The organism is Desulfallas thermosapovorans DSM 6562, from assembly GCF_008124625.1.
Lineage (GTDB): Bacteria > Bacillota > Desulfotomaculia > Desulfotomaculales > Desulfallaceae > Sporotomaculum > Sporotomaculum thermosapovorans.
Genome location: NZ_VNHM01000009.1, coordinates 1 through 24,566, shown reverse-complemented (window position 1 = coordinate 24,566; position 24,566 = coordinate 1). Strand labels below are relative to the sequence as shown.

27 protein-coding genes and 1 riboswitch are annotated in these 24,566 nt (G+C 48.9%); of the genes, 21 read left to right on the top strand and 6 right to left on the bottom strand.

What is annotated here, in order from left to right; genetic code table 11:
• Positions 1-256: 256 nt before the first annotated feature.
• From mobA to LX24_RS08840, 18 genes are all read left to right on the top strand, one after another.
• Positions 257-862 (top strand): molybdenum cofactor guanylyltransferase, encoded by a 606-nt coding sequence (gene mobA / locus LX24_RS08925; RefSeq protein ID WP_207706572.1) that lies wholly within the window; start codon positions 257-259, stop codon positions 860-862.
• A gap of 102 nt (positions 863-964) precedes the next feature.
• Entirely contained in the window at positions 965-1,507 is a 543-nt protein-coding gene (locus LX24_RS08920) for a YqeG family HAD IIIA-type phosphatase (RefSeq protein ID WP_166511809.1), read from the top strand.
• Positions 1,508-1,513: 6 nt separating this feature from the next.
• Positions 1,514-2,440, top strand: a complete 927-nt coding sequence (locus tag LX24_RS08915; protein ID WP_243131688.1) for a shikimate dehydrogenase — start codon at positions 1,514-1,516, stop codon at positions 2,438-2,440.
• Positions 2,441-2,481: 41 nt separating this feature from the next.
• Complete coding sequence (gene aroC / locus LX24_RS08910; RefSeq protein WP_166511808.1) at positions 2,482-3,648, top strand: chorismate synthase; 1,167 nt, start codon at positions 2,482-2,484, stop codon at positions 3,646-3,648.
• Between the two features lie 13 nt (positions 3,649-3,661).
• Positions 3,662-4,183 (top strand): shikimate kinase, encoded by a 522-nt coding sequence (locus LX24_RS08905; protein WP_166511807.1) that lies wholly within the window; start codon positions 3,662-3,664, stop codon positions 4,181-4,183.
• On the top strand, positions 4,180-5,271 hold the full coding sequence (gene aroB / locus LX24_RS08900; protein ID WP_166511806.1) for a 3-dehydroquinate synthase: 1,092 nt from the start codon (positions 4,180-4,182) through the stop codon (positions 5,269-5,271). The genes LX24_RS08905 and aroB overlap by 4 nt, the downstream gene beginning before the upstream one ends.
• A 123-nt stretch (positions 5,272-5,394) precedes the next feature.
• Positions 5,395-5,484, top strand: a riboswitch (cyclic di-GMP riboswitch).
• A gap of 85 nt (positions 5,485-5,569) precedes the next feature.
• Entirely contained in the window at positions 5,570-7,240 is a 1,671-nt protein-coding gene (locus LX24_RS08895) for a GspE/PulE family protein (RefSeq protein ID WP_166511805.1), read from the top strand.
• Positions 7,237-8,313: a type IV pilus twitching motility protein PilT gene (locus LX24_RS08890; protein ID WP_166511804.1), complete on the top strand. Its 1,077-nt coding sequence runs from the start codon at positions 7,237-7,239 to the stop codon at positions 8,311-8,313. Before LX24_RS08895 ends, LX24_RS08890 begins: the two co-directional genes overlap by 4 nt.
• 64 nt (positions 8,314-8,377) lie before the next feature.
• Positions 8,378-9,586 (top strand): type II secretion system F family protein, encoded by a 1,209-nt coding sequence (locus LX24_RS08885; protein WP_166511803.1) that lies wholly within the window; start codon positions 8,378-8,380, stop codon positions 9,584-9,586.
• 28 nt (positions 9,587-9,614) lie between these two features.
• Positions 9,615-10,703: a type IV pilus biogenesis protein PilM gene (gene pilM, locus LX24_RS08880; RefSeq protein ID WP_166511802.1), complete on the top strand. Its 1,089-nt coding sequence runs from the start codon at positions 9,615-9,617 to the stop codon at positions 10,701-10,703.
• Positions 10,704-10,706: 3 nt separating this feature from the next.
• Entirely contained in the window at positions 10,707-11,447 is a 741-nt protein-coding gene (locus LX24_RS08875; protein ID WP_166511801.1) for a PilN domain-containing protein, read from the top strand.
• A 7-nt stretch (positions 11,448-11,454) separates the two neighbouring features.
• Positions 11,455-11,988, top strand: coding sequence for a type 4a pilus biogenesis protein PilO (gene pilO / locus LX24_RS08870; protein WP_166511800.1), 534 nt, complete (start codon positions 11,455-11,457; stop codon positions 11,986-11,988).
• A gap of 47 nt (positions 11,989-12,035) precedes the next feature.
• Complete coding sequence (locus tag LX24_RS08865) at positions 12,036-12,824, top strand: hypothetical protein (RefSeq protein WP_166511799.1); 789 nt, start codon at positions 12,036-12,038, stop codon at positions 12,822-12,824.
• Positions 12,821-14,107, top strand: coding sequence for an energy transducer TonB (locus LX24_RS08860; RefSeq protein WP_166511798.1), 1,287 nt, complete (start codon positions 12,821-12,823; stop codon positions 14,105-14,107). The genes LX24_RS08865 and LX24_RS08860 overlap by 4 nt, the downstream gene beginning before the upstream one ends.
• A gap of 158 nt (positions 14,108-14,265) precedes the next feature.
• On the top strand, positions 14,266-14,667 hold the full coding sequence (locus LX24_RS08855) for a type II secretion system protein (RefSeq protein WP_166511797.1): 402 nt from the start codon (positions 14,266-14,268) through the stop codon (positions 14,665-14,667).
• A 78-nt stretch (positions 14,668-14,745) separates the two neighbouring features.
• Positions 14,746-15,579: a transposase gene (locus tag LX24_RS08850; protein ID WP_166511796.1), complete on the top strand. Its 834-nt coding sequence runs from the start codon at positions 14,746-14,748 to the stop codon at positions 15,577-15,579.
• Between the two features lie 307 nt (positions 15,580-15,886).
• Positions 15,887-17,395, top strand: coding sequence for a sodium-dependent transporter (locus tag LX24_RS08845; RefSeq protein ID WP_243131690.1), 1,509 nt, complete (start codon positions 15,887-15,889; stop codon positions 17,393-17,395).
• Positions 17,385-17,486 carry a MetS family NSS transporter small subunit gene (locus LX24_RS08840; protein ID WP_166511794.1) on the top strand — a complete coding sequence of 34 codons (102 nt, stop codon included), beginning with the start codon at positions 17,385-17,387 and terminating at the stop codon, positions 17,484-17,486. The genes LX24_RS08845 and LX24_RS08840 overlap by 11 nt, the downstream gene beginning before the upstream one ends.
• Positions 17,487-17,603: 117 nt before the next feature.
• Here LX24_RS08840 and LX24_RS08835 read toward each other — a convergent pair whose 3' ends face one another.
• The 4 genes from LX24_RS08835 to dmpI form a co-directional block, all read right to left on the bottom strand.
• Positions 17,604-18,557 carry an alpha/beta hydrolase gene (locus LX24_RS08835; RefSeq protein ID WP_423244333.1) on the bottom strand — a complete coding sequence of 318 codons (954 nt, stop codon included), beginning with the start codon at positions 18,555-18,557 and terminating at the stop codon, positions 17,604-17,606.
• Between the two features lie 147 nt (positions 18,558-18,704).
• Positions 18,705-20,024, bottom strand: a complete 1,320-nt coding sequence (locus LX24_RS08830; RefSeq protein WP_166511793.1) for a hexokinase family protein — start codon at positions 20,022-20,024, stop codon at positions 18,705-18,707.
• A gap of 432 nt (positions 20,025-20,456) precedes the next feature.
• Positions 20,457-21,035 carry an NAD(P)H-dependent oxidoreductase gene (locus LX24_RS08825; protein WP_166511792.1) on the bottom strand — a complete coding sequence of 193 codons (579 nt, stop codon included), beginning with the start codon at positions 21,033-21,035 and terminating at the stop codon, positions 20,457-20,459.
• A gap of 126 nt (positions 21,036-21,161) precedes the next feature.
• Positions 21,162-21,353, bottom strand: coding sequence for a 4-oxalocrotonate tautomerase DmpI (gene dmpI / locus LX24_RS08820; protein WP_166511791.1), 192 nt, complete (start codon positions 21,351-21,353; stop codon positions 21,162-21,164).
• Positions 21,354-21,587: 234 nt separating this feature from the next.
• Between dmpI and LX24_RS08815 the strand changes: the two genes are divergently transcribed.
• The 3 genes from LX24_RS08815 to LX24_RS08805 all read left to right on the top strand — a co-directional run bounded on the left by LX24_RS08815 (position 21,588) and on the right by LX24_RS08805 (position 23,728).
• Positions 21,588-22,730, top strand: a complete 1,143-nt coding sequence (locus tag LX24_RS08815; protein WP_166511790.1) for a DUF7305 domain-containing protein — start codon at positions 21,588-21,590, stop codon at positions 22,728-22,730.
• Between the two features lie 17 nt (positions 22,731-22,747).
• Positions 22,748-23,110, top strand: coding sequence for a type IV pilus modification PilV family protein (locus LX24_RS08810; RefSeq protein WP_166511789.1), 363 nt, complete (start codon positions 22,748-22,750; stop codon positions 23,108-23,110).
• A gap of 84 nt (positions 23,111-23,194) precedes the next feature.
• Complete coding sequence (locus tag LX24_RS08805) at positions 23,195-23,728, top strand: PilW family protein (RefSeq protein ID WP_166511788.1); 534 nt, start codon at positions 23,195-23,197, stop codon at positions 23,726-23,728.
• Positions 23,729-23,881: 153 nt separating this feature from the next.
• On the opposite strand, the gene LX24_RS08800 is transcribed toward LX24_RS08805, so the two are convergent.
• Positions 23,882-24,154, bottom strand: coding sequence for a hypothetical protein (locus tag LX24_RS08800; protein WP_166511787.1), 273 nt, complete (start codon positions 24,152-24,154; stop codon positions 23,882-23,884).
• 121 nt (positions 24,155-24,275) lie between these two features.
• A partial coding sequence (locus tag LX24_RS08795; protein ID WP_166511786.1) for a transposase occupies positions 24,276-24,566 on the bottom strand: 291 nt, incomplete at its 5' end.

Here is a 24,566-nt window from a genome sequence, read left to right as displayed (position 1 = left end):
CGGGAAGCCTAGTCTAGGGTTACAAGTTACGATAAAAACATCGACGCCAATATCCGGAACCTACTGTAGAAGCTGAAGGCGCTCGCCACTTTTGGCAAACATTTTCATTATAAATAAACGCTAAACAAGGCGGGAAAAATTTTAATGAGAGGAAATATGAGTTAATGTGTAGAATATAGGGGAGCGGGAACTTCCCGTGGGAAAGTTGTCGTCAAGGCGGAAGATTATTTATCACAAGGAGTTGGAGCGGGGTTTGTTGCAGCACAGGGCAAATATTTCCGGGGTTATACTGGCGGGCGGTAAAAGCGCCCGGATGGGTACGGACAAGGCACTGTTAAAGGTGGGGCCGTATACCTTAATTGAAACTATTGCCGGTGTCTTTAGAACGCTGGTGGATGAAATACTGGTGGTGACCGGCCGCCCGGAAAAATTTGCCCGGTATGGTGATAAAGCCGTCAGGGATATTCTACCCGGACACGGCCCGCTGGGTGGTATACACGCCGGTCTGGTGCAGGCCGTTCATTCCCGGGTGCTGGTGGCAGCCTGCGATATGCCATTTATCAGTGCTCCCCTGGCCCGTTTTATGATTGAGCTGCCGGGTGATTATGATGTGGTGGTACCCCGTTACCGGGGATATGCCGAACCGCTGTGTGCCATATATGGCAAGGGGTGTATCGAAGTTATCGAACAGCGCTTGACCCGGGGGCAAAATAAAATAACCGGCTTTTACGAACAGGTCAGGGTCAGGTATGTTGAGGAAGAGGAAATGTTCCAGGTGGAACCGCACCTGGAAAGGGTTTTCTTAAACTTAAACACCCCCGGGGATCTCAAAAAGGCCCGGTCCCTGGGTGGTTGGTATTGAAATTTCATGCCCCACAGGGTTACAATGTATGGATTAAGGAATAGCATATACCAAAAGCACCAAAGCGACAAACAGCTTGATTTCATGTCCAAGGAGAGTTAGATGCTGCGTATTTTTTACCCCGATATGTATGTTCCATCAATTTTAGATATAAATCCCGATGAGCTGCGTAAACATGGTATCAACACGGTATTACTGGATTTGGATAACACCATAGTGCCCCGGGACCGGGATAGCTTTTCCCCTGAAATAAAAAGCTGGCTTAAAGGTATGCTGGAACGGGGATTCAAGCTATGTATCGTTTCCAATAACAGTACGGCCCGGGTGAATAAACTGGCCCGTCCGCTCAATATACCCTGTGTGGTCAGGGCGATCAAGCCCATGCCCGGGGCTTTCCGGCGCGCCCTTGGCTTACTCAATACCACCGCTGCGGAAACTGCAGTGGTGGGCGACCAGATATTTACCGACATTTGGGGCGGGAACAGGCTGGGCATGTTCACCGTACTGGTGGTGCCCATGCCCGGTAAGGAGTTTTGGGGAACCAAGCTGGTTAACCGGCGCCTGGAGAAACTGTTACTGGCTCGCATATCCCGCCTGGTATCCCATAAGGATAAACAGTACTATGTCAGGAGAAAGAAGGGGTAACCTGTCTTGAACGGAGAGAAAATTGACGGGATAGCAAGACACGAGGGCGCGCCGGCCGGCGGCTTGGCGTTCAACGGTGAAACTGCGGTATACGGCCTCATCGGCCACCCGGTGGCCCACAGTTACTCGCCGGCCATGCATAACGCGGCCCTGGCTGCCCTGGGGTTAAACGGTGTGTATGTACCCTTCGGGGTACAGCCGGAAAACCTGGTCGCCGCTATGGAGGGCCTGCGGGCGCTGGGCGTAGCCGGGGTTAACGTTACGATACCTTACAAAGAGGCCGTTATGCCTCACCTGGATGAACTGGCGGAAACCGCCATCCTTTACGGAGCGGTGAACACCATAATTAACCGGCAAGGCCGGTTGGCCGGTTACAATACCGACGGGCCCGGGTTTATTAAAGATTTGCGGGAAGATCACGGTTTCGAACCCTCCCAAGGCCCGGCGCTTGTTTTGGGGGCCGGGGGATCCGCCCGGGCCGTGGTGATGGCCCTGGCGCAGGCGGGCTGCCCGGAGGTGGCTGTGGTTAATCGTAACCGGGCCCGGGCGGAGGAACTGGCTAAATCCGTACATTCAAAAACCGGCTTACAAGTCCTTGCTTTGCAATGGGATCCCGGCGACCGGCTTCTGGCGGGCTTTGCCCGCCGGGCCGCACTGGTGGTTAACTGCACTCCGCTGGGTATGTCAGGCCAGGTCCGGGGGGATTTACCACTGCCCAGAGGAGTGCCCGGCAGCGGCCAACTGGCCTATGACCTGGTCTATAACCCGCCGGTGACTCGTTTTTTAGCCCGGTCCGCCGCCAACGGTGCGGTAGTTGCCAACGGCCTGGGCATGTTATTGCATCAGGGTGTGCTTTCCTTTGAAGCATGGACCGGCCTGGCCGCCCCCGTTGCGGTGATGCGGCGGGCACTGTACCGGCAGGCCGGTATTTAAGGCCGGGTGTTACCGGACCTGTAACTGAAAGGATGATTTCATTGCTGCGTTGCCTTACAGCCGGGGAGTCCCATGGCCCCTCCCTTACCGCCATACTGGATGGTGTACCGGCGGGTCTTCCCCTGGCGGCTGAGTATATCGACCAGCAACTGGCCAGACGCCAGGGCGGGCATGGCCGGGGCGGTCGAATGAACATTGAGCGGGACCGCGTGGCCATAACCTCGGGAGTACGGGGCGGGTTGACCACGGGCAGCCCGCTGACACTGGTGGTGGCCAACAAGGACTGGCCAAACTGGTGCCGGGTGATGGATCCAGGAGCCGGAGCGGACTTAAAGTCCCGCGCCGTTACCAGGCCCCGGCCGGGGCATGCTGATTTAACCGGGGCTATTAAATACGGCCACCGGGACATGCGCAACGTGCTGGAACGATCCAGTGCCCGGGAAACGGCGGCCCGGGTGGCGGCCGGTACGGTGGCCCGCCGTTTGCTTGAAGAACTGGACATACTGGTGGCGGGCCAGGTGGTGCAAATTGGTAGCATCAAAGCCCGTGCCCTGGATCTTACCCTGGATACGGAAAAACTGGCCGCTGCAGTGGCCAATTCACCGGTATACTGCGCCGACCCCGAGGCCGGCGCAGCCATGGTGCAGGAAATAGATGCCGCCCGGGCAGCCGGGGATTCCCTGGGCGGGGTTTTTGAAGTATACGTTTTCGGCTTGCCCCCGGGCCTGGGCAGCTATACCCAACGGGATCGCACCTTGGATGGACGGTTGGCCGGGGCGCTGATGAGTATTCAAGCCATCAAAGGTGTGGAAGTGGGCGCGGGTTTTGCTGCCGCGGCCGCCAGGGGATCGGAGATTCATGACGAGATATTTTACCGTTCGGACCGGGGTTTTTACCGGTCGACCAATAACGCCGGGGGTATCGAGGGCGGTATGTCCAACGGTGATATACTACTGCTGCGGGCGGCTATGAAACCCATTCCCACCCTGTATAAGCCGCTGCGCAGTGTGGATATACATACCAAACAACCCTTCGAAGCGTCAGTGGAACGCTCAGATACCTGTGCCGTGCCGGCGGCCTGTGTGGTGGGCGAGGCTGTGACGGCCTGGGAACTGGCGGCGGTGGTGTTGGAGAAATTCGGCGGAGATACGATGGGGGAAATTAAAGAGAGAGTGGCCCTGTATCGCGATTATGCAAAAAGTTTCTAGAAAAGGATTACAAATGAAAAAAAATATTATTTTAATTGGCTTTATGGGTACCGGTAAATCATCACTGGGCAGGCACCTGGCCAGGCGCCTGGGCTATAAATTTGTCGATACCGACAGTGCCATTGAAGAGATTACAGGTAAAACTGTGGAGCAAATTTTTCGCAAGGATGGGGAAATCAGGTTTCGCTCGGAAGAAAAACTACTGGTGCGCAAGCTTTCCCGCCGGGCGGGGCTGGTAGTGGCCACGGGCGGCGGTACGGTGCTGGACCGGGAGAACGTGGAGATACTACGGCAAAACGGCGTGCTGATTTGTTTAACAGCTGCACCCGAGGTTATTTTTCAGCGGGTGAAAAATAAAAAGCGCCGCCCGCTGCTGAGCCGGGGCGATCTTTGGGAAAACATTGTCAGGTTACTACATGAGCGGGCCGGTGCCTATGAAGTGGCCGAGTTTACGGTGGATACCGGCGAGCTTGGTTTTGATGAAGTGCTGCATCAAATAATAAATTATTTACAGCAAAAGGAATATATATCATGAAGAATGTACGTATAAACTTGGGCCGGCGTTCCTACCGTATTGCCATCGGCAGCGGATTGCTGGACCGCATTGGTGATATGCTGGCCGAACTGCCTGTGGGCCGCAAAGTGCTCCTGGTTACCAACACTACGGTGGGTGCCATATACGCCGGGCGGGTGACCGGCAGTCTGGCTCAGGCGGGCCTGGAAGTCTTTCAGGTGGCCATACCCGACGGGGAGCAGTACAAAACGCTGTCCAGTGCTGAACTGCTTTACGACCGTGCCTTTACCGCCGGCCTGGACCGGCGCTCGGCAGTGGTGGCGCTGGGCGGCGGGGTGGTGGGCGACCTGGCCGGGTTTGTGGCCGCCACCTACATGCGGGGCGTGCCCTTTGTGCAGGTGCCCACCACATTGCTGGCCCAGGTGGACAGCAGCGTAGGGGGCAAAGTGGCGGTAAACCATCCCCGGGGTAAGAACATTATCGGTGCCTTTTACCAGCCCGCGCTGGTGGTTTCGGATACAGCCGCGCTGGATACCCTCCCCCGGCGGGAATTGCGGTCGGGGTTGGCCGAGGTGATCAAATACGGCATTATTGGTGATGCTTCATTTTTCACCTGGCTGGAGGACAACATACACCAGGTGCTGGCGCTGGAACCCGGAGCGCTTGCCCATGTCATTGAACAGTCCTGTATCAATAAAGCCCGGGTGGTGGAACAGGATGAAACCGAACAGGGTACCCGGGCCATATTGAACCTCGGGCACACCGTGGGGCATGCCATCGAAGCCCTGGCGGGTTATGGCCGCTACAGCCACGGTGAAGCCGTGGCCATGGGCACTGCGGTGGCAATACACCTGGGGATGGATCTGGGCATGTTATCACGGGAAGCGGCCCGCAGAATTAAAAACCTGCTGCACAAAGCCGGCCTGCCCACCACTGTACCGCCTGGTCTGGCTACACGGGATATTATCACGGCCATGTACGGTGACAAGAAAACAGTTGGCGGTGCCATAACATTCATCATACCGGTGGACACGGGCCGGGCTGTTATCCACCGCCGCACATCCGAAGAGCGCATCCGCCAGGCTATTGCCGCGGCCCGGGCACAATAAACATTAACCTTATTTGGTAAGAAATATCATTTAATATATTTGCTCGAATATATTGTTTTTTAATGTAAATTTTTTTATAATCTGAGATATATATTAACAATTTGTCCAAAAGAGTACACTAAAGCATGAAAAAGGCAAGTACTTCGAAAGAAGTATACGCAAAGCCACGGGCCTAAAGTGTATCCATTACACAATGGCGGCCGGGCAGCCATGTGCGGAATCGATTCGATTCACGCTTTTTTTTACCGTTTTAGGAGAACACCTCATTACATTAAATGCCGTGCAGAGGTAGGGCGGTATGAAGGCAAAAGACAATTATCTCGGCAACTGGTTGGTTAAAGAAAAGGTAATCACCGAAGCCCAGCTGGCCGAGGCGCTGGAAGTGCAAAAAAAAGAAAAGGGTTTTCTGGGTAAAACCCTGGTGCGGTTGGGTTTTTGTAACGAAGACGATATAGCCAGGGTTATTGCCCGGCGTTCCGGGGTACCCTTTATATCGCTGGAAAACACCACCATTGACAGCGCTGCCGTGGCCACCTTACCGGTGGAAGCATTAAAACGCTACAGGGCACTGCCCATCAGCTTCAGCGATAACAAACTGGTGGTGGCCATGCAGCATCCCAATAACATCATGGCCATTGACGATATACGTATTCTCACCGGCTTTGATATTAAAGTGGTGGTGGCCCCGGATACCGAACTGGACGCCATGATTGAAAAGTACAGCCGGGCCAATATGGAATTTGAGCAGGTTAAGGATGATATCCAGGCCGAAGAGCAAATCACCATTGAATCCGAAGATGCGGCGAACAAACCGGCGGTACAATTGGCCAATATGATCATAACCCAGGCGGTGGGTGCCAAGGCCAGTGACGTGCATATAGAATTGTACGAAAGTCACCTGCGGGTGCGGTTCCGTATCGACGGTGTGCTGCATGATACCATGCAATTGCCCCGGACAATGCACGGCCCGCTGGTGTCAAGGTTTAAGATCATGGCTAATATGAACATTGCCGAGCGCCGGCTGCCCCAGGACGGCCGCATGTCCCTCAAAATTGAAGGCCAAACCATTGATGTGCGGGTGGCCTCACTGCCCGCCAGTTACGGCGAGCGGTTGACCCTGCGGCTGCTGAACCGCTCATCCCGTATTATCACCCTCAGTGAACTGGGCATCACCCCCGGTGTGTTGAGTAAATACCGGGAAGCCATCAGCCGGCCCCATGGCTGCATTTTGGTCACCGGCCCCACGGGTAGCGGTAAAAGCACAACGCTTTATGCCAGCCTAGCTACCCTTGATAAAACAACGAAAAATATCATTACCGTGGAAGACCCGGTGGAATACCGCATGGATGGCATCAACCAGGTGCAGATCAATGTCCGGGCCGGCCTTACCTTTGCATCGGGCTTGCGCTCCATACTGCGCAGTGACCCGGATATCATTATGGTGGGTGAAATCAGGGACCGTGAAACAGCCAAACTGGCTGTGGAATCGGCCCTTACGGGACACCTGGTTTTTTCCACTTTGCATACCAATGACGCGCCGGGTTCCATAACCCGCCTGACGGAGATGGGCATTGAACCCTTTTTAACGGCATCGTCACTGCTTTGTGTACTGGCCCAGCGCTTGGCGCGGGTACTGTGTCCCAACTGCAAGGAACCTTATATCATGCCCCGGCATAAAATGAGCGATTTTCCCGACTTCCCTTTTCAAGAAAACGAAACTCATGTTACGCTATACCGCCCGGTGGGCTGTATGCGCTGCAGTAATACCGGGTACCGGGGTAGAATCGGCATTTACGAGCTGCTTTTTGTCAGCGAAGCGATCCAAAACCTGACCCTGGAGCGAAAACCATCCAGGGAAATCAGGAAAGCCGCCATTGCCGAGGGTATGATTACACTGCGCCAGGACGGTCTGGCGAAAGTCAGAGAGGGTATCACTACACTGGAAGAAATAATGCGGGTGGTAGTATGATGGACTTAAAGGATATACTTATCCAAACAGTTAAAATGAACGGTTCCGACCTGCACCTGGCGGCGGGGCTGCCACCGGTGGTACGTGTGAACGGTGAACTGGTTAAATTACCCATGGAACGCCTAATGCCCTCGGATATTGAGGCATTGGTCTATCCCATTCTGGAACCCAAACAACGGGACCTGCTGGAACAAACCCGGGAGTTGGATTTTAGCCATTCCGTGCCCGGAGTCAGCCGGTTTAGAGGTAACATCATGTGGCAGCGTGGTTCCCTGGGCGTTAATTTCCGGGTGGTGGCCTTTGAAATTCCCCGCCTAAACGAGCTGGGACTGCCGGCTGCGGTGCCGGATTTGGCCCTGCTGCCCCGCGGTCTGGTACTGGTTACCGGCCCCACCGGCAGCGGTAAATCCACCACCCTGGCCGCCCTGATCAATGCTATAAACGAACAGCGCAGTTTAAACATTGTCACGGTGGAGGATCCCATAGAGTACCTGCACAGCCACAAAAAATCAATTATCAAGCAGCGTGAGGTGGGCAGCGATACCAAATCCTTCGCTGCAGCGCTAAGACACGTGCTGCGCCACGATCCCGATGTTATATTAATCGGTGAAATGCGTGATACCGAAAGTATTGCCATCGCCCTCACCGCTGCCGAGACCGGGCATCTGGTGTTTTCCACCCTGCATACTCAGACGGCGGCCCTGGCCGTGCACCGTATTGTGGATGTTTTCCCCGAAGGAATGCGCAGCCAGATCAGGCAGCAGCTGGCCGATTCCCTGCAGGCCGTGCTGGCCCAGCAATTAATTCCCCGCAAAGACGGCCGGGGGCGGGTGGCGGCGGTGGAACTGCTGCTTACCAATCCCGCGGTGCGGAATTTAATCCGGGAGGCCAAAGAACACCAGCTATATACCGTCATGCAAACCGGGCGCGGCGCGGGAATGCAGACCATGGACCAGGCCCTGGCCGATCTGTGCTTGGCCGGTGCCATCACCAGGGAGAATGCTTTGGAACGGTCCGTTGATAAGGTGGAACTGGAAAGGGCGTTGCGCAAGCAACAGAATTTTACGTTTTAATTGTTGATGGTCCCGGCGATTGTTCCGGCGTTATTTTGATCACAACGGAGGGAAGGAAGATAATATGCCCATGTATGCTTACGAGGCGTTTGATAATGCCGGGGTACCGGTACACGGCAAATTGGAGGCCGAGCATGAGCAGGTAGCCATTGGCCGGCTCCGTAAAATGGGCTACACCGTTGTTGATATGGCCGAGGTTACCGAATCTCCTTTAAAAAAGGTTTTGAGCGGCCAGCGCAAAGTAAAAATAAGGGATATAACTTTTTTCAGCCGCCAGCTAGCGGCCATGATATCAGCCGGTATACCACTAACCCGCTGTTTATACACTTTAAGGGAACAAAGCACCAACCCCGCATTGCGCAGCATAGTGGGCGAAATCGCGCGCAATGTGGAGGGGGGTATGAGTTTGTCCGAATCGCTGCGGGCGTACCCCAATGTGTTTTCTCCCATGTTCGTGGACATGATCAGGGCCGGGGAAGTGGGCGGTGCCATGGAAGAAATGCTGAAGCGTCTTGCCGACCAACTGGAACGTAATAAAACACTGCGGGATAACATACGTGCCGCCACCTTTTATCCCACTGTCGTGGTGCTTTTTGCCTTTTTTGTCGTGCTGGCCATGTTGTTGTTTGTGGTGCCCATTTTCATTGGGTTTTTCCCACCCGGCACCTCCCTTCCCCTGCCCACCTTAATAGTCATGGCCATGAGCAATTCCCTGCGTGCCTACTGGTATATACATATATTGTTGTTTATCGCCGCCGTGCTGGGGTTGCGTTTTTACCTGGCCAGCGAGGCGGGTAAAAACATGTGGGAGCGGGTTAAATTCCGGCTGCCTGTGTTTGGCGATCTGCTCAAGAAGGCGGCGGTGGCCAATTTTTCCCGTACTCTGTCCACACTGCTGGCCGGGGGGATCCCGGTTTTACAGGCGTTGGAGACGGCCGGCCCGGCTACAGGCAGCAGGCAAATCACCAAAGCGGTGCAGCAAACCGGGGTGGGACTCCAGGAAGGGCGGGGCATTGCCATGCTGCTTGCAAAAAGTGGTTTTTTCCCGCCCATGCTGGTTAATATGGTGGCCATAGGTGAGGAAACCGGTGAGTTGTCCGGGCTACTGGGCAAGGTGGCCGATTTTTATGAAGAAGAAGTGGCCACCACCACCAAGGGGCTTACTTCGCTTTTGGAGCCGGTGCTGCTTATCGTGGTTGGCACTATTATTGGCGGTATGGTAATTGCCATCTACCTGCCTATTTTTACCGCCATAACCTCCACGGGTTTTTAACGTCTGACAAGGGAGTTGATGGCTGCCGATGGGATTTTTTAAGACATCCGGCGCGGTGGGTTTGGAACTGGACACGGGGGTAGTCCGGGTCGTAGCTTTAAGTGGCGATAAACATGCCCCTACCCTGTTGACAGCGGGGGAAATAGCTATACCGGAAGACGCTGTGTCCGAAGGCGTGGTCAATGATGTTGATGCGGTTGCCCGCGCGCTGGAGGAGTTATGGGGCAAATTCCGAATTAACAGTCGCGATGTGGTGCTGGGTATATCCAACCAGGGTGTGATGATGCGGCTGGCCAACTTCCCTAAAATACCCGATAACAAATTGGAGCGGGCACTGCGCTTTCAAGCCGGGGAATATTTCCCCATACCCCTGGAAGAACTGGTTTTTGATTTCTCGGTGCTGGGTGAAGTGGAAGGTGAACACGGGCCGCAATTGCAAATACTGCTGGTGGCGGCCAGACGGGATTTGCTGGACAAAAGCCTGGAGGCCTTGCAAAGGGCGACCTTAATGCCCCGGGTGGTGGACACCTCCGCACTGGCTCTTTTGCGTACGCTACCCGGCCGGCGGCTGGAAGAGGAGTCGCTGCTGCTGGTGGATATATCCAACGGGCTCACTATGCTGCAGCTGGTGGCTGGTGGTGTGCCCCGCTTTGCCCGGGTAATACCCCATTCCCTTAAAACCTACGCCCGGGAATTGGACAGGCCGCTGGACGAGCTGCTGGAAACAGCGAGCCAGGCGGCTGCGGCCAAGCAAGATGGGGGGATACCCAATATAAAATTGACCGTGACCGGGGAACCCCATGGCACAGAACAGTGGCCTGTCAGAGCCACAGGCGAATGGGAATTGGCTCTGGCCAATGAAATACGCTCTTCCATCGGTTATTATATGTCCCAGACCGGTACAGTGGTGGTGGATGGGGTGATTGTCAGCGGCCGGGGCGCGCGAGTGGCGGGCCTGCCCGAATTTTTGCAGGCGGAAATAGAGGTGCCGGTGGAGATTGTTGACCCGCTGGTCAATATCAAAGGTTCAGCCCGGGGTAAGGGTGTGGATATGCAGTACAATGGGCCGGACTTTGCCGTTTGTATCGGTCTGGCCCTGCGTGGACTGGAGGATTAGCGGTTGTATATCAGAATTAATTTACTGCCCCCGGAAATACGGGCCCACAGGGAGCGCCAGCAAAAAAGACGTGTTGCGCTGGCGCTGGCCGGTGCCGTGCTGGCAGTTTTTATAGTGGTTTACGGCGCCCTTTGGCTGGCCACGTTGCAGGTACAGGCGGAGTTGGCCCGGCTGCAGCAGGAGCGCGTGGAGCTGGAAAACAAATTTCCCGCCTTGCAACAGTATGCCCAGCTGCAGAATCAGGTGCGGCAGGCCGAAGATTTAATTAAGGAGGCTGTTGGCGTATCTCCGCGGTGGGCGTCTATTTTTGAAAATATAGGGCTTAACATACCTTTAAATGTATGGCTGACAGATCTTTCTTTTACTGGCAAAAACGATGACAAGCAAGGTCATGCTTCTGGAAACAGCAGCACGGCAGCCGGCCAGTCTGTGGAGAAGCTGGTTGAGGACGCTAAAAATTTGGCCCAAAATATACAGGGCATCCAGGACGGAGCCGGGACTGCCCGGCCCGAACCTAGGCCCGGCGGCGAGCTGACCATCAGGGGATATGCCCTGGACTACGGCGCAGTGACCCAATGGCTGGAGCAAATACGCCAAATGCCGGAACTGGCCGGAGTTAACTGCCAGTTTTCCTCTAGAGAGCAATTGCACGGGGAGCCGGTGATTCGGTTCGAGATTACAGCCCAGGTGGTGACCGTCCAAAATACCGGTGACCCGGGGCCTAAAAACAGCCGGGGAGGGTGATGAGACAGTGACCAAACCAAAACGCGCCCGGGAGGAAACACTGGCCATTGCTTTAGGAACTGCCGCCATGGTTTTGATGTTGTTTTTGCTATATAACCAGCTGTCCGCATTGAAAACCGGGTATGCGGACATAGCCCGGGAGAGGGCTTTGTTGAACCGGACCCGCATGTCCTATCAGGAATTAACGGCACTGAAAAGTCAGGCTTCTGAAATGCGTCGTTATCTGACCGGTCTCCAAAATGCCATTCCCGAAACCCCCGGGGAGGATGTGTTAATCAATGATATCAGCAATTATGCCGCCAGCACGGGCAGCAATTTGTTGCAAGTACAATTTGGCGCGCGGGTGTCCCGGGATAAATATGTGGAAATGCCTGTTAACATTGCCTTAACGGCAAATTATCGCGGTATGTTGGACATGTTGAACCACCTGCAAAACGGCGGCCGGGCACTGCGTATAGAGGAATTTACCATGAGCGGGGGTGATCAGTTATCGCCCGTTATCAGAGCGGATATAACCGCCACTGCCTTTTATGCTGATTAGGGGGTTTGGTGTAAACATCTTGTGCAAGGGGAAGGAGCATTACAGGGATGCCCATGGCTAAAATCAACATTAACCGGGAACAAATAGCCCAATATGTGTTAAACAACAAAAAACAAGTCATCATCGCCGGCGTTTTGTTTTTGGTGGGTTTAATGGTGCTGGCCGCACTTTTTAAATTAAACCAGGACTTTATTAAACAAAGCCAGGGTGAGCAGCTTCAGCCGCAAACCGGCGGCGAAACTACCAGCAGTCCGGAACCAGGAGCCCTCAGCACATATTTACCGGATACCAGCCGTAAGTTGGAGGACAACCGGGAGATTCGGGATCCCTTCAGTAGAGGTATGATGCTCAAGGGGATCATAACGGGTGGCAGCGGTGGTAATCTGGCCATCATTGAATCGGGCACTAACGCCTACGTGGTCGGCCCGGGGGATGAAATGGAAGGCGGCTGGACGGTGGAGGAAATAAAAAGCGGTGCGGTAATTTTAAAAAACGGCGTGCATAAAGTGCAATTGGAATTTAACGGGCGGGTCAAGGATTTAACTCCCAAAACTACCCCGGATAAAAAAACAACCAGTCAATCAAATACCAGTCAACCACCGGCTTATCAATCAACAACCGGTCAGGCGGAAACGGATCAGGGGGAAACCGGGCCGGGGTCCGCAAAGGATACCGGGGAGGAAAGCAGGACAGCGTCGGAGCCGGAGGAAACACCTCCGGCGGTGCAGGCGTCCTGGGATTCAGACAGGGAGACAATAGCCCGGGATCGCCAGACTGATGGACGGGGGGATAACCGGTCACCGGAATTGGCGGATAAAGAAGGTGGGGAGAAATGAACGATAATAAACACCATTACAGTAATCATTGCTTTAATAAATGCAGGAAATTAATTAATAAAATATCTGTAACAGTGCTGGTTACCTCTCTGCTGTATTTTGCCTGCCCGGTTCTGGCTGACGGAACAGGCACTGTTGACGGTGCCGGGGACAGTATTACTGCAACGGCATCCTCAACCTATAAAATAAACAATGACAGGATATCTGTGGATTTCAGGGGCGTGGACATCCGGGATGTGTTATCCGCCTTGGCCATAAAAATGGGCGTGGATATTATACTGGTCGACACCGAACCTGTGGAAATTAACTTCAGCGCGGACAATATCACCCTCCTGCAGGCCATGGAACTGATTATTGGCGGCCAGGGGCTGACCTACTTGCAAAACGGTCAAATAATGGTGGTGGGTACCCCTGGTGTCCTGCAGCAAAACTTTTTCGACCAGATGATCCTGACCAGGTTTAGCCTCTATCACGTACCGGCGGAGACAATAAAGGAACTTATTGGTGCTTTGGGTGTGGAGCAAGTCAGCATTACCGTGGATACCAACCAGAGATTGATCTGGGTCCAGGGCACCGCCCAGGTGTTGAAAAAGGTACGGGAACTGATTTATACCGTGGACACCGAGGACAGCCGGCTATCCCTGGACTATAAAATCCTCACCCTGCACCAGATACCCACGGACCGGGCCGTGGAACTGCTAAAAAGCATCGGCATTGAACTAAAACGCTACGTGCAGTTGGATAACCGTCTCATGGTGTTCGACAGCGAGCTATTCCCCCGCTGGGAGGAAATCACAACCCTGGTGAACGATCTTGATGGCCAGGCCTCGGTTGAGCAAAAGGTGTTTGTTTACCAGTTGAAAAACATCACCGCGGGTTACGCGGCAAAAAGATTAGCCCAGTTCCATTTTGGTGATGAGATAAAAACAATAACCAACAACTATGAGAAATTTGGCAGGGAACTGCTGGTGTTATGCCCGCCATACCTGGAGACAACGGTGCGCAGCGCACTGGTCAGCCTGGACGCCACCCGCCAGAAAACCAGGATACCCGTGGACACGGCCAGCGGTGAGGGAGCATACCAAAGCCTGAACGCCAAGCGCAGCCTGCTCAGCGAACTGTCCGGCATATCCCTGGCCAGCTTTCGTATCTCCAACAACCTGTCGGGAGACAGCAAAAACCCGACCTACGTGCTCTGGGTGGAAGAAACGCCGGATAATGTGCAACTGGTGAAGGATTTGCTTGGGGAGATGGGCGGTGGATCGGGAGGCGGTGGAGACTAGGATAGTGAGTATGAGGATTGGGGGTGGTTTGTAGAGGTTGGTGTTATAGGGATTAAAGAGATGCCCAATGCGCCCAGTGGTGGTATGGTATGTAAAACAAAGGTGAGGTATATTTAGGTTTTACGGCATGTTTTAGATTTTTCTATGGGGATGTGATAATGATGTTTTGGAAAATTAGCAAAACTTTGAAGAACCGGAGAGGCTTCACTCTGGTGGAATTGATGGTGGTTGTGGTTATTATAGGTATTTTGGCAGGGATTGCGGTGCCCAAGTATGGTAACATAACGGAAAAGTCAGAGCGAAGTGCTGTTGAAGCGAACCTGAGAACAATTGATAGTGCGATTTCGATGTATCGAGCAGCTAATGGCTCATATCCTGAAGATGCAACAGCAGCTGATGATGTGACTACTTTAAATGATTACTTGCAAGAATGGCCTTCCGGCCCAGGTACTGCAAAATACGGGATAGAAGAAGGTAGGGCTATTGTAACTTCAACGAATGCAGTAGGGGGCAAAACACTTAGTGGAGAATATTTACCAATTAACTGGGAAGAAGAATAGGTGCCAGGCACCCAACTTATTAACTTATTATTGAAACTCAAACCACCTCTTGCTAAAATATAGCAGGAGGTGTTATTTTTGGGCAGGAGAGCGCGGGTGGAGTATGACGGGGCGATATACCATGTGATACAGCGGGGAAACAATAGGGAATACATATTTGACAGGGATGAAGATAAGATGTTCCTGTTACAAGAGCTTATGGGCAGAAAAGCTTGTGCCGGGTTTAATCTATATGGCTATGTAATTATGAGTAATCACTACCACCTGGTTTTACAGGTGGGGGATGAGCCGTTGAGCAAGTTGATGCATTTATTGAACAGCAGCTATGGCCGCTATTATAACCGCGAACATAATCGCACCGGGCATGTATTTGATGGTCGCTACAAGGCTTTACCTATTCAGAACGAACGGTATCTCCTGGCGGTGCTAAGATATGTTCACCGGAACCCGGTCCGGGCCGGTATGTGCTCTCATGTTAACAAATACAGGTGGAGCAGCGATATATATTACCGCAACAATCAGGGCAATCTTATCGACATAGATTTACCGCTTGGTATGTTTTCAAATGACAGGGAAAGGGCAATTAAGCAATATATATCTTTCATGGAGCAGGAAGATGATATTGATTATGATCAACTGGATGCCGTCGGCGATACTTCATTTATGATCAAGATTAATCCGCCCCAAAAAAAATCCGTTAAAAAAAGCCTTGATGAAATATTAGCGGATACCGGTGTTTGTCCAGCGGACTTTGCGCTGATAAAAAGCGGTTCCAGGAAAAGATATCTTGTCCCATATAAAGCAGCTTATGCTAAAGAAGCGGTAAAGTACAAATATACCTTAAAAAGCATTGGTGATAATATTAATATATCAGCTACAGCTATTTACAAACTGTTGAATGGCGGTGGATAAAAGCAGCTTGATGCTGCCAATATCTTGACAATATCAATAAGTTAATAAGTTGGGTGCCTGGCACCATGTTAAAAAATTTGCAATAATGTGTTGAAAGGTGTCTAAATTTGCAGTAAGATGGTTGAAGTGCCGGTGTTTATATTATGCAACAAAGGGGGCGAAACGGAAGCAAGAGATGTCATAGACCATCGAGGCAAAATATTGGCCGTCTCCAATGATAATGTAGTACAAGGTTGGAAATGCTATATTAGTTGGAAATATTTGACCGGCATTTTTCCATACCCGTGTAAAGGAGGACACTAGCTTGGTGCAACGAGAACAATGGGGTACCCGGATGGGTTTTATCTTGGCTGCGGTGGGTTCCGCCGTAGGCCTCGGTAATATCTGGCGGTTCCCCTATATGGTGGCGGATAATGGCGGGGGAATATTTTTTCTTGTTTACTTATTTGCATTGTTGACTGCAGGTATTCCCATCATGATTCTGGAATTTGGCATTGGTCACAAATATCGCGGTGGGGCACCTTTAAGCTTTGCCAAAATGAATCGTAAATTTGAGTGGCTTGGCTGGTCTCAGGTAATAGTGTGCTTTTTTATCGCCGTCTATTATGTGGTTGTTATTGCCTGGGCCTTGAGTTACTTTTATCATTCATTTTCTCTGGGTTATGCCGGTGACCCCGCTGGTTTTTTCTTCGGTAATGTACTGGGCCTGACAGATGGACCTTTTGAACTGGGTGGCATACAAACCCAACTGCTAATTCCTTTAGCTATAGCCTGGGCTGTCAATTTTTTTGCCATTTACACCGGTGTTAAAGGCGGTATTGAAAGGCTAGCTAAGATACTTATTCCGACATTGTTTATAATGGTGGTAATAATTGCATTGCGTGGTTCCACCTTGCCCGGTTCTGCGGCGGGCTTAAACTTTATGTTTGATCCGGACTTCAGCAGGTTATTTGATTTTAAAGTTTGGACGGCAGCCTACGGGCAGATCTTTTTTGACTTAAGTATTTGCTTTGCCATTATGATTACTTATTCCAGTTACCTGCCCAAAAGATCGGACATCACCAGCAACGCCTTTACCACTTGTCTCACCAACTGTGGTTTTAGTTTACTGGCCGGTATTGCCGTGTTCAGCATCTTGGGGCACATGGCCTTTACCCAGGGTGTGGCGGTTAATGATGTGGCTGGTGCCGGTGTGGGGTTGGCCTTTGTCACCTTCCCTGCAGCTATCGCCACTTTGGGAAGTGTGGCTCCGTTATTTGGGATGCTATTTTTCCTGGCCCTGGCCCTGGCCGGCATAACTTCTTTGATTTCCATCAACGAGGCTGCCATTGCCGCTTTAATGGACAAGCTGGCCTTGGATCGTAAAGTGGTTACGGTGATTTATACCGCTGTAGCAGCATCTTGCAGTTTACTGATCGCCACCGGTGCCGGATTATACATTCTTGATATTGTTGACCACTTTACCAACAACTTTGGTATCGTTTTCGGTGGTTTGATCCAGGTGCTGCTGGTGGGCTGGTTCTTCAAACTCAAGTCTTTGCAGGATCATATCAATTCGGTTTCAGACATAAAAGCCGGTTCCTGGTGGGTGTTTTCCATTAAAATCATTACACCGTTGGTGGCGGGCTACACCGGCATTATGACCCTTATTAGCGATATCAAAGTACCGTATGAAAACTACCCCCAAGAAGCGTTATTGGTAATGGGGTGGCTTGTACTGGCGGTGATTGTTGTTGGCGGGTTCCTGGTGTCCAGATTAAAATGGAAAGATAAAGAAGTGCTCTTAATCGAGGGGGTAAGAGATAATGACAGGTAGTGCTATCGCCATGATGATAATCGCCATGGTTTTACTTTGGGGTGGTGCCGCTTATTTCCTGATTAAAGCATATAGGAATAATACCTTTTAGGTACCTCGTGCTGCTGGCGTATAAGCAGACGTGTAAAATCTATTAAGTAATATAAAGAATCCCGGAAGGCTTGAGTATCTTCCGGGATTCTTTATGTCAAAGCAAATGAAGATATTTTTAGCGGATTTCGTTGCTATTTTCCTTAACTTTATCCAAAAATGAACTAATTTTTTGCAGGTATAAATCCCCTGTCACTTCGTAAGATTTGCAGTGTTTTGCCTCCGGTACCCGCCAAAAACTGGCACGGGGGTAGGCCTTTTGCAATAACTCACTATTTTCAATGGGAATATCGGTGTCTCCCTCCCCGTGGATTAAAAGAAGAGGCCGGCCATTAAAATTCTTTACCTCATTAACCGGGCTGACCGCACCCACATTTAATCCCGTCAAAGGGGGTACAATTATGAAAAAAGCCTGGTTGAAGGGTATTGCGGGTAACTTGCTCCAAACTGATAAATTGGCCATTAAGTAACTCCTGAGGTCTGCAAAGGGAGCATCTGCTATCACACCCGCCACGGCAGGCTCCCGGGCACCGGCTAAAATTGATGTGGCGGCGCCCATTGAGTATCCGATAAGGATTATCTGCTGGTTTAAATCCCGCCGGGTTTTTATAAAATCAATTGCACCCAGCAGGTCGCGAACTTCGTACTGACCAACGGAGGTTAACTCACCATCGGACTGGCCGCTGTTACGAAAATCAAACATTAGCACGTTGCAGCCCTTATCAACTAAAAAATCGGCTATCGGCAGCAGGGGTACAGTATTGTGCATCCTGTTTTTGCGGTAGCCATGGGCAAATATCACTGTCTGTTCGTTTCCGGGTGATTTTATCAACCAACCGCTTAAATTCAGCCCGTCTTCCCGGCTTTTAAAACTTACATTCTCATAAGCCAAGCCAATATCAGCCGGGGAACCGGTTACCTCTTCCCGTACCGGGTGGGTCAGGTTCCAACCGACATAGGCGGAAATTCCCAACACAACTATGGCGGCCAGGGATATTAAACCAATGGCGGCCCATAGAATTATTTTTGGGGTTTTAGAATGGGTCAGCTGATTGTTAGGCTTGCTTTTCAATATTATCACTCCCGTATGTATGGTATTTGAACATTAAAAGACCAACTATAATGACAAATAATTAACTGGTAATTCAAATTCCTTGGAGGAATACCCTTTAAGTTTTTCTCTATAATGGTTTGGATCAACCAGGAAACATAGGAATGTTTATCCCGGAGTTCCCCCGGTCTGATCCACAGACGCCGCAGCTATGGCCGCCCCAACCCCGGAACCGTCTTTGGTTAGCTTTGTCGTTATTGATTGATGCTTACCTTTAAATATGTTATTGAGGGTAATGCTCAGCTTGTTTGCGAAGCCGGGCATTAATTCATACAGGGAACCGTCTATAGCTATGGTGTGACGTTTTGTAAGCCCCGGATCAATATGCATTATTACGCCGGTGTAAGTTGCCGCAACTAGTTGTACGGCACGGATAATTACGATTGAGGCAACACTACGCAGGGTTATCCGCTCTTCAATAAGGGAACCGGAAATGTGACCTTTAGTTTTCAACCACTGGTCAACATCCTTTAAATCCGGGCTTGTGTCCGCCAGCAATAACGCCACATCTTCAGATTTTACATGGTAAGGTGAGTAAAAAATTTCCGGCCGGCTTTCTTTGAACAGCAGCTTTTTATCAATAAAATCCTGGATAATTAATCTGACCAGTTCCCCTATGTATTGGCCGCCAACCATCTTCTCCAACCGCTGTTCCCCCGGTGCCTGGCTTTGCCGGTCCAGTTTGATATCATAATCAGTGAGTGGTAGGTTATCAAAATTACCTGATTCCATGTTAATAATCATTGGTTGGCCTGTAATTGGTGCCTTGGGTTCTATGTAGCAGGTATTATGACCGGTGCCGCATATTGATCCTATATCGGCGCTCTGGTCAATATATGAGGCTGTTAGCAATGTTCCCACTGTGTCATTGATAATGGCCTTGGGAATAACCTGGGTAATGTTTTTATCCACCAGAGCCCGTTTAAGTATTTCCGATACATCGTGGCCCTCTACACCCGATGTTTGAATTTCCTTGGTCCATTTGATCAATATAGCCCGGTCAACACCCGTTTGCCGGCTGGGGAAAGAAAAGGTAAGTCCAAGGGGATAAATTCGGCCCGGTGATAGCATAGATTTTATCTTTTCAGCAATAAAACTAAACAACTCATGCCCGGTAGCCTTGGGGGAAGTAAAATTGTAATCCCGGTCCTGCAGGGGAAAGGACTGCCACCCAAGGGTTTGGTATGCCCCGCTTCCCTTTAACTCCACCGTTAATACTCGCACGTTGGTGCCGCCGAAATCTACAGCCAGGTAAACTCCCTTTTCTATACCGGTGGGTTTTGTCAGGTAAGAAGGCAGCATTTTTAACGAGCTTTGTTTTCCGGCAAGCCCGTCCGCCATGGCCTTCTGAAAGCTATCGGCTATCTCTAATATTTGAGGTTCCGCAAGAACAAAACCAGCCCTCAGCATTCTAACGGCATTTACCATGTATTTGGCACTCCTAACTTTCGATAAAAATTGTATCCATTGAGCACTAGGTCTCTGTTTCAAGCTTGCTTGTAGCTTTGGTAAAAATTTAAATTGATACGCCATGTTGGTGTTATTGTTATCGTTTACGTACCCATAAAATTATAGTTTATCTTTGTATCTTTTGACTATACACCTGCCGTATTATAACACATTCATATGCCGCGCATTCACTATTTCCCCTATCTCCGTATTAGATTTATGTTATAAACACGATAATTTTAATGGTTGCAGAAAAACTTATGCGAAAAAGGCCCGGCAGGCTTACATTTAAAAGCTTGCTGAGCCTTTCCCATAAGTTAAGGACAACTATTTAAAAATCTAGACACCAATGTTGCTAAAGCGGTACCAGCAGAGGATGAAAATTACCTAACGCTATTTTCAGGATAAGGCTTAGATATTTTTAATAAACTCCCTTACAGCACTTAACATTTGTTTGCGCTCCTCATCGGAAACCATGGGTACGGCATAACAGTTGATATGCTTGGCATCGGCAAAGCCGCAGAAGGTGAAAGTGCCATGGATAAAAGAGGTGTTGAGTGCCTTCATCATACCGGTCTGGTTGGCTGTGTTTTCATCCGCGCCCGAGGTGGTGATGACCGCGGCCCGCTTGCCCGTAAGTAGACCGCGCGGGCCGGTGGGAGTATACTCATAGGCAAATCCTTGACTCATTACACGGTCAATGTAGCCCTTTAACATTGCAGGTATGGAAAACCACCAAATGGGGCTGATCAACACCAGCACATCGGCCCAAACCACGTCGGCCTGTTCCCTGGCAATGTCTTCAGGTTTTTCTCCAGCCAGGAACTTCTGGAAATCCGCTGCACTTAGTACCGGGTTCCAATTCATGGCGTATAAATCCTTAACCTTTATCTTTGCACCCTTTTGTTCCAGTTCCTGTTTAACCACATCCAGTATGGCGGCGTTAAAACTTTTGGGGTTGGGGTGGCAATAGATTACCAGTGCGTTCAATTTATCAACTCCTTGTAATTATACCTACAATAATATAGAGTGTTTGCTGTAAGAGGGGGTTGACAGCTTGTAAAAAGTTAAAAGTTGAAAAATGCTGCAATCAGTAGTGGCCGATAAGTAATAATGCTAACTTGTTTTTTTATCGGATAGCAAAACACCCCCTACTCCCACGTTATCCATTTCCCGCTCCTGAATTAACACGATAAAGGCTTGCTCCGGTAGTTTGATTATTTCACTGGCAGCTTTAGTGATGGATTTAACTAATTCTGTCTTTTGTTCCTTGCTCAACTTGGGGCCGTCAACGGTAATTACTGGCATGGTAAATTCCTCCTTTATTCTTATATCTTATCATTATAGTTTATCTTAGTATTAGTTGACTATACGCCTATAATACATGACCTTTATAAATTTTAAATAATTGGTGTATTTTGGGATAGAAGGTACAAGAATAACTGTATACTGTTCAAGGTTCTTCCAAATAAACTATCCCGGAGGTATAATAACGTTAAACTCTAATTCCTAATTTTTTCTGTTTAATTGGGAGTGAATTCTATGTTAAATAATAAAGGGATTGCGATGCCGCTTGTAATCATGGTTACGTTTATAATGGCTTTATTAGGCGCGATCGCATTGCAATATAGTAATTCACAAGCTGTAGCCGTATCAAACGACCTAAGAAAAAAGCAAGCACACTATCTTGCACGTTCTGGCATAGCAGCCACCTCATCATGGATAATGAATAACCCTAACAAGGCGGACACATTAAACGGAAAAAGATGTGAACCGGTTTATTTGGGAGAAGGCAGTTTTGTTGTTGAGGTTAAAAAGCCATCCGATGATACTCTGAAGCTAATTTCAACTGGTACTGTCCAAGGGGTTTCGGATACCATATCTATGACCATGATAAGAGAAGAAGTTATTATTGGTGGGGACGGAAACCCAATAGATCCAAATGGTACACCGGAAGATAATTTTGATTATGCCGCTTTATCCAAAACTATATTAAAGGTTTATAATAATGGGGAAATAAATGGAAACGTTGGAGTAAGTGGAGAAAAAACAAATATTATACTTTATAATAACGCTAAAATAACAGGGAAGCAAGATTATAATCTAGAGCGCGAATTGCCTGATTATGAGGAACCGAATAATTATAGATATGCAGGTAGTATACTGCTAAGTAATAACAAGCAAACTACTATAAGCGCTAACGGTGATGGGCCACACTATTATGAGTCAATAAAAATGAATAATAATTCAACCTTAACAATTGATACTGGTCAAAATAAGGATTTTTGTATTAAAGTTGGCACACTTGATTTTAGTGAAGGTAATAATAGTGAAATAAATATAATTGGTGAAGGAAGGGTCTTAATGTATGTGGATGATTTTAATCCCGAAATAAAAAATAATGTGACAATTAATAGCTCTAAAGATCCTAGTAAGTTGATTATCTATACAAAAGGGACGCAAAATATCTTTGCTATGAATAACTGTGCTGTTTATGGAGGTATTTATGCACCAAGGGCAAAAGTTATTATCAATAATAATGCCTGTATTGTAGGCTCCGTTGCGGCTAATGAGATAGAAGTGAAAAACAATGGAGAAATAAAAAAAGGTACAGTAATTGATTATTCTAGCGGTGGGGAAAAAATAATAGTATATAAAAAGGATCAATGGGGAACATGGAAATAAAAAGGGTGTGAGAAGTTATGGGGTTTAAAAGGCATATAAAATTTAAACTTAAAAGATTAAATAAGTATAATCAAATTGGAGGTTTTTCTTTAACAGAAATTCTTGTCTCTGTGGCTGTAATCTTAATTGTATCTATAGCTATGTTAGCTTTGTTTACTAATAGTGTAACAGGGGTTTTTTCCGCAGGGCAACGGAGTGATGGCATCCATATTGAACAAGAAATTATTGAAAAGCAATTAGCTGAAGATAATACAGGAAATACGAGTTTAGAAATGAATTTTGTGGGTTCGTCAGATAGTATATTAATTTCAATTGATGGTAAGGTAGTAAATGAGGGGTCTTTAACTACTTTTATTCCTAATACTGGAAATATTGATTGAACAATGCAGAAAACCTGTAAAATTAAAGATTATTGTTTGCTTGTAGTTAATTAACCAACAGATACTAACCCAGGAGGCCTAATCATGAGGCTAAATGATAATGGATTTACGTTGGTCGAACTCGTGATTGCTATGGCCCTATTGCTAATCGTATTGTCATTGGGGTATATGATGTATTTTTTTGGTCTAAGGTCCTTTCAGACTATTGAAGAACAGTGGAAAGTGCAACACGAAGTGCAACTTGGTGCAAATTTTATTACCAATTCCGTTCGAAATGCAATAAAGATTGAGCTAAATCCAAATGATATATTATTTTGGGATGATAGTGACAATTATATTTGCTTAGAAAAAACAACTCAGGGCGATGAACAGAAATATAGTATTATGCATATCAGCAATAAAGGAAGAACTCCAGTGACGAAGCCGGTTATTGACAAATTGCAATTTGAATTAGCAAGAACAAATGATAACTATATATTGTCATTTGATATAATAGGTAGCTCCAGAGAATCAAGTTATAGATTAAATTCAAGTGTTTTTCTGAATAACTCTGATAAAATACATCCAGTGGTTATACCTGATTCAGAAATTGTGGCTATTTATTACAAAACGCCATAATTTAATACTAATTTACGTGCCATTGGGTTGTGCCTAATACTATTACTATAATGAACGCTCGTTTAGCAGAACGAATGATGTTGCAGAAATTGAGATTTGAATTATTTTGAATTGTCCTGGTTGATTAAAAATGGGTAATAGGTTTTACTACTATCATTCCCACCAAAAATCAGCCAAAAACACCTCAAGCTCATCATTATGACTCTGATTATTCGCCAACCGCTCGGCCCACCAACCGGTCACAATATACCCTTTTTCGTAAGGTACAATGGCAAAATCCGGGTCAAATTTTTCACTGGTCCGGGTTTTCTCCCATATCTTTTTCCCGTTGGCATCGATTTTAACAAGGTAAAGCCCGTATCCATTCTTATCAAAAGAATTGGACCAGCCCGCCACCAAAAAAACCCCGTCAACGGTCTGCTGCACTGATTTACCCGTGTCGAAATCGGCGCCGCCGAAGGTTTTTTCCCAGATTTTTTCACCGTCTGAATTAATTTTAATGAGATAAATAGGGATTGCTGAACCAATCCTATTTCAATCAAAACATTTATAACGACGGCCTTAAAAAAGCCGGTTTATGCCCAAATAGGTACCGGAGAAAAATAAACAAAATAACACGCAGCCTGCGCTCCAAGTTCATCACCAAAAACTGGAGGCAAATTACACTTTCGGCGGTCTCTTTCAGGCGCGCCATAATACGCGCCAGCCCATAGCGGCGCTTACCTTCGCCGAATTTACCTTCTATGGCATTACGTTCGCATGCGTCTTGCCGTTCCAAGCGTCTTTGTTCTTTTTGAAGCGACTTGTCAGCTGGTGGTCTACCCAGCCTTGGGCCGCT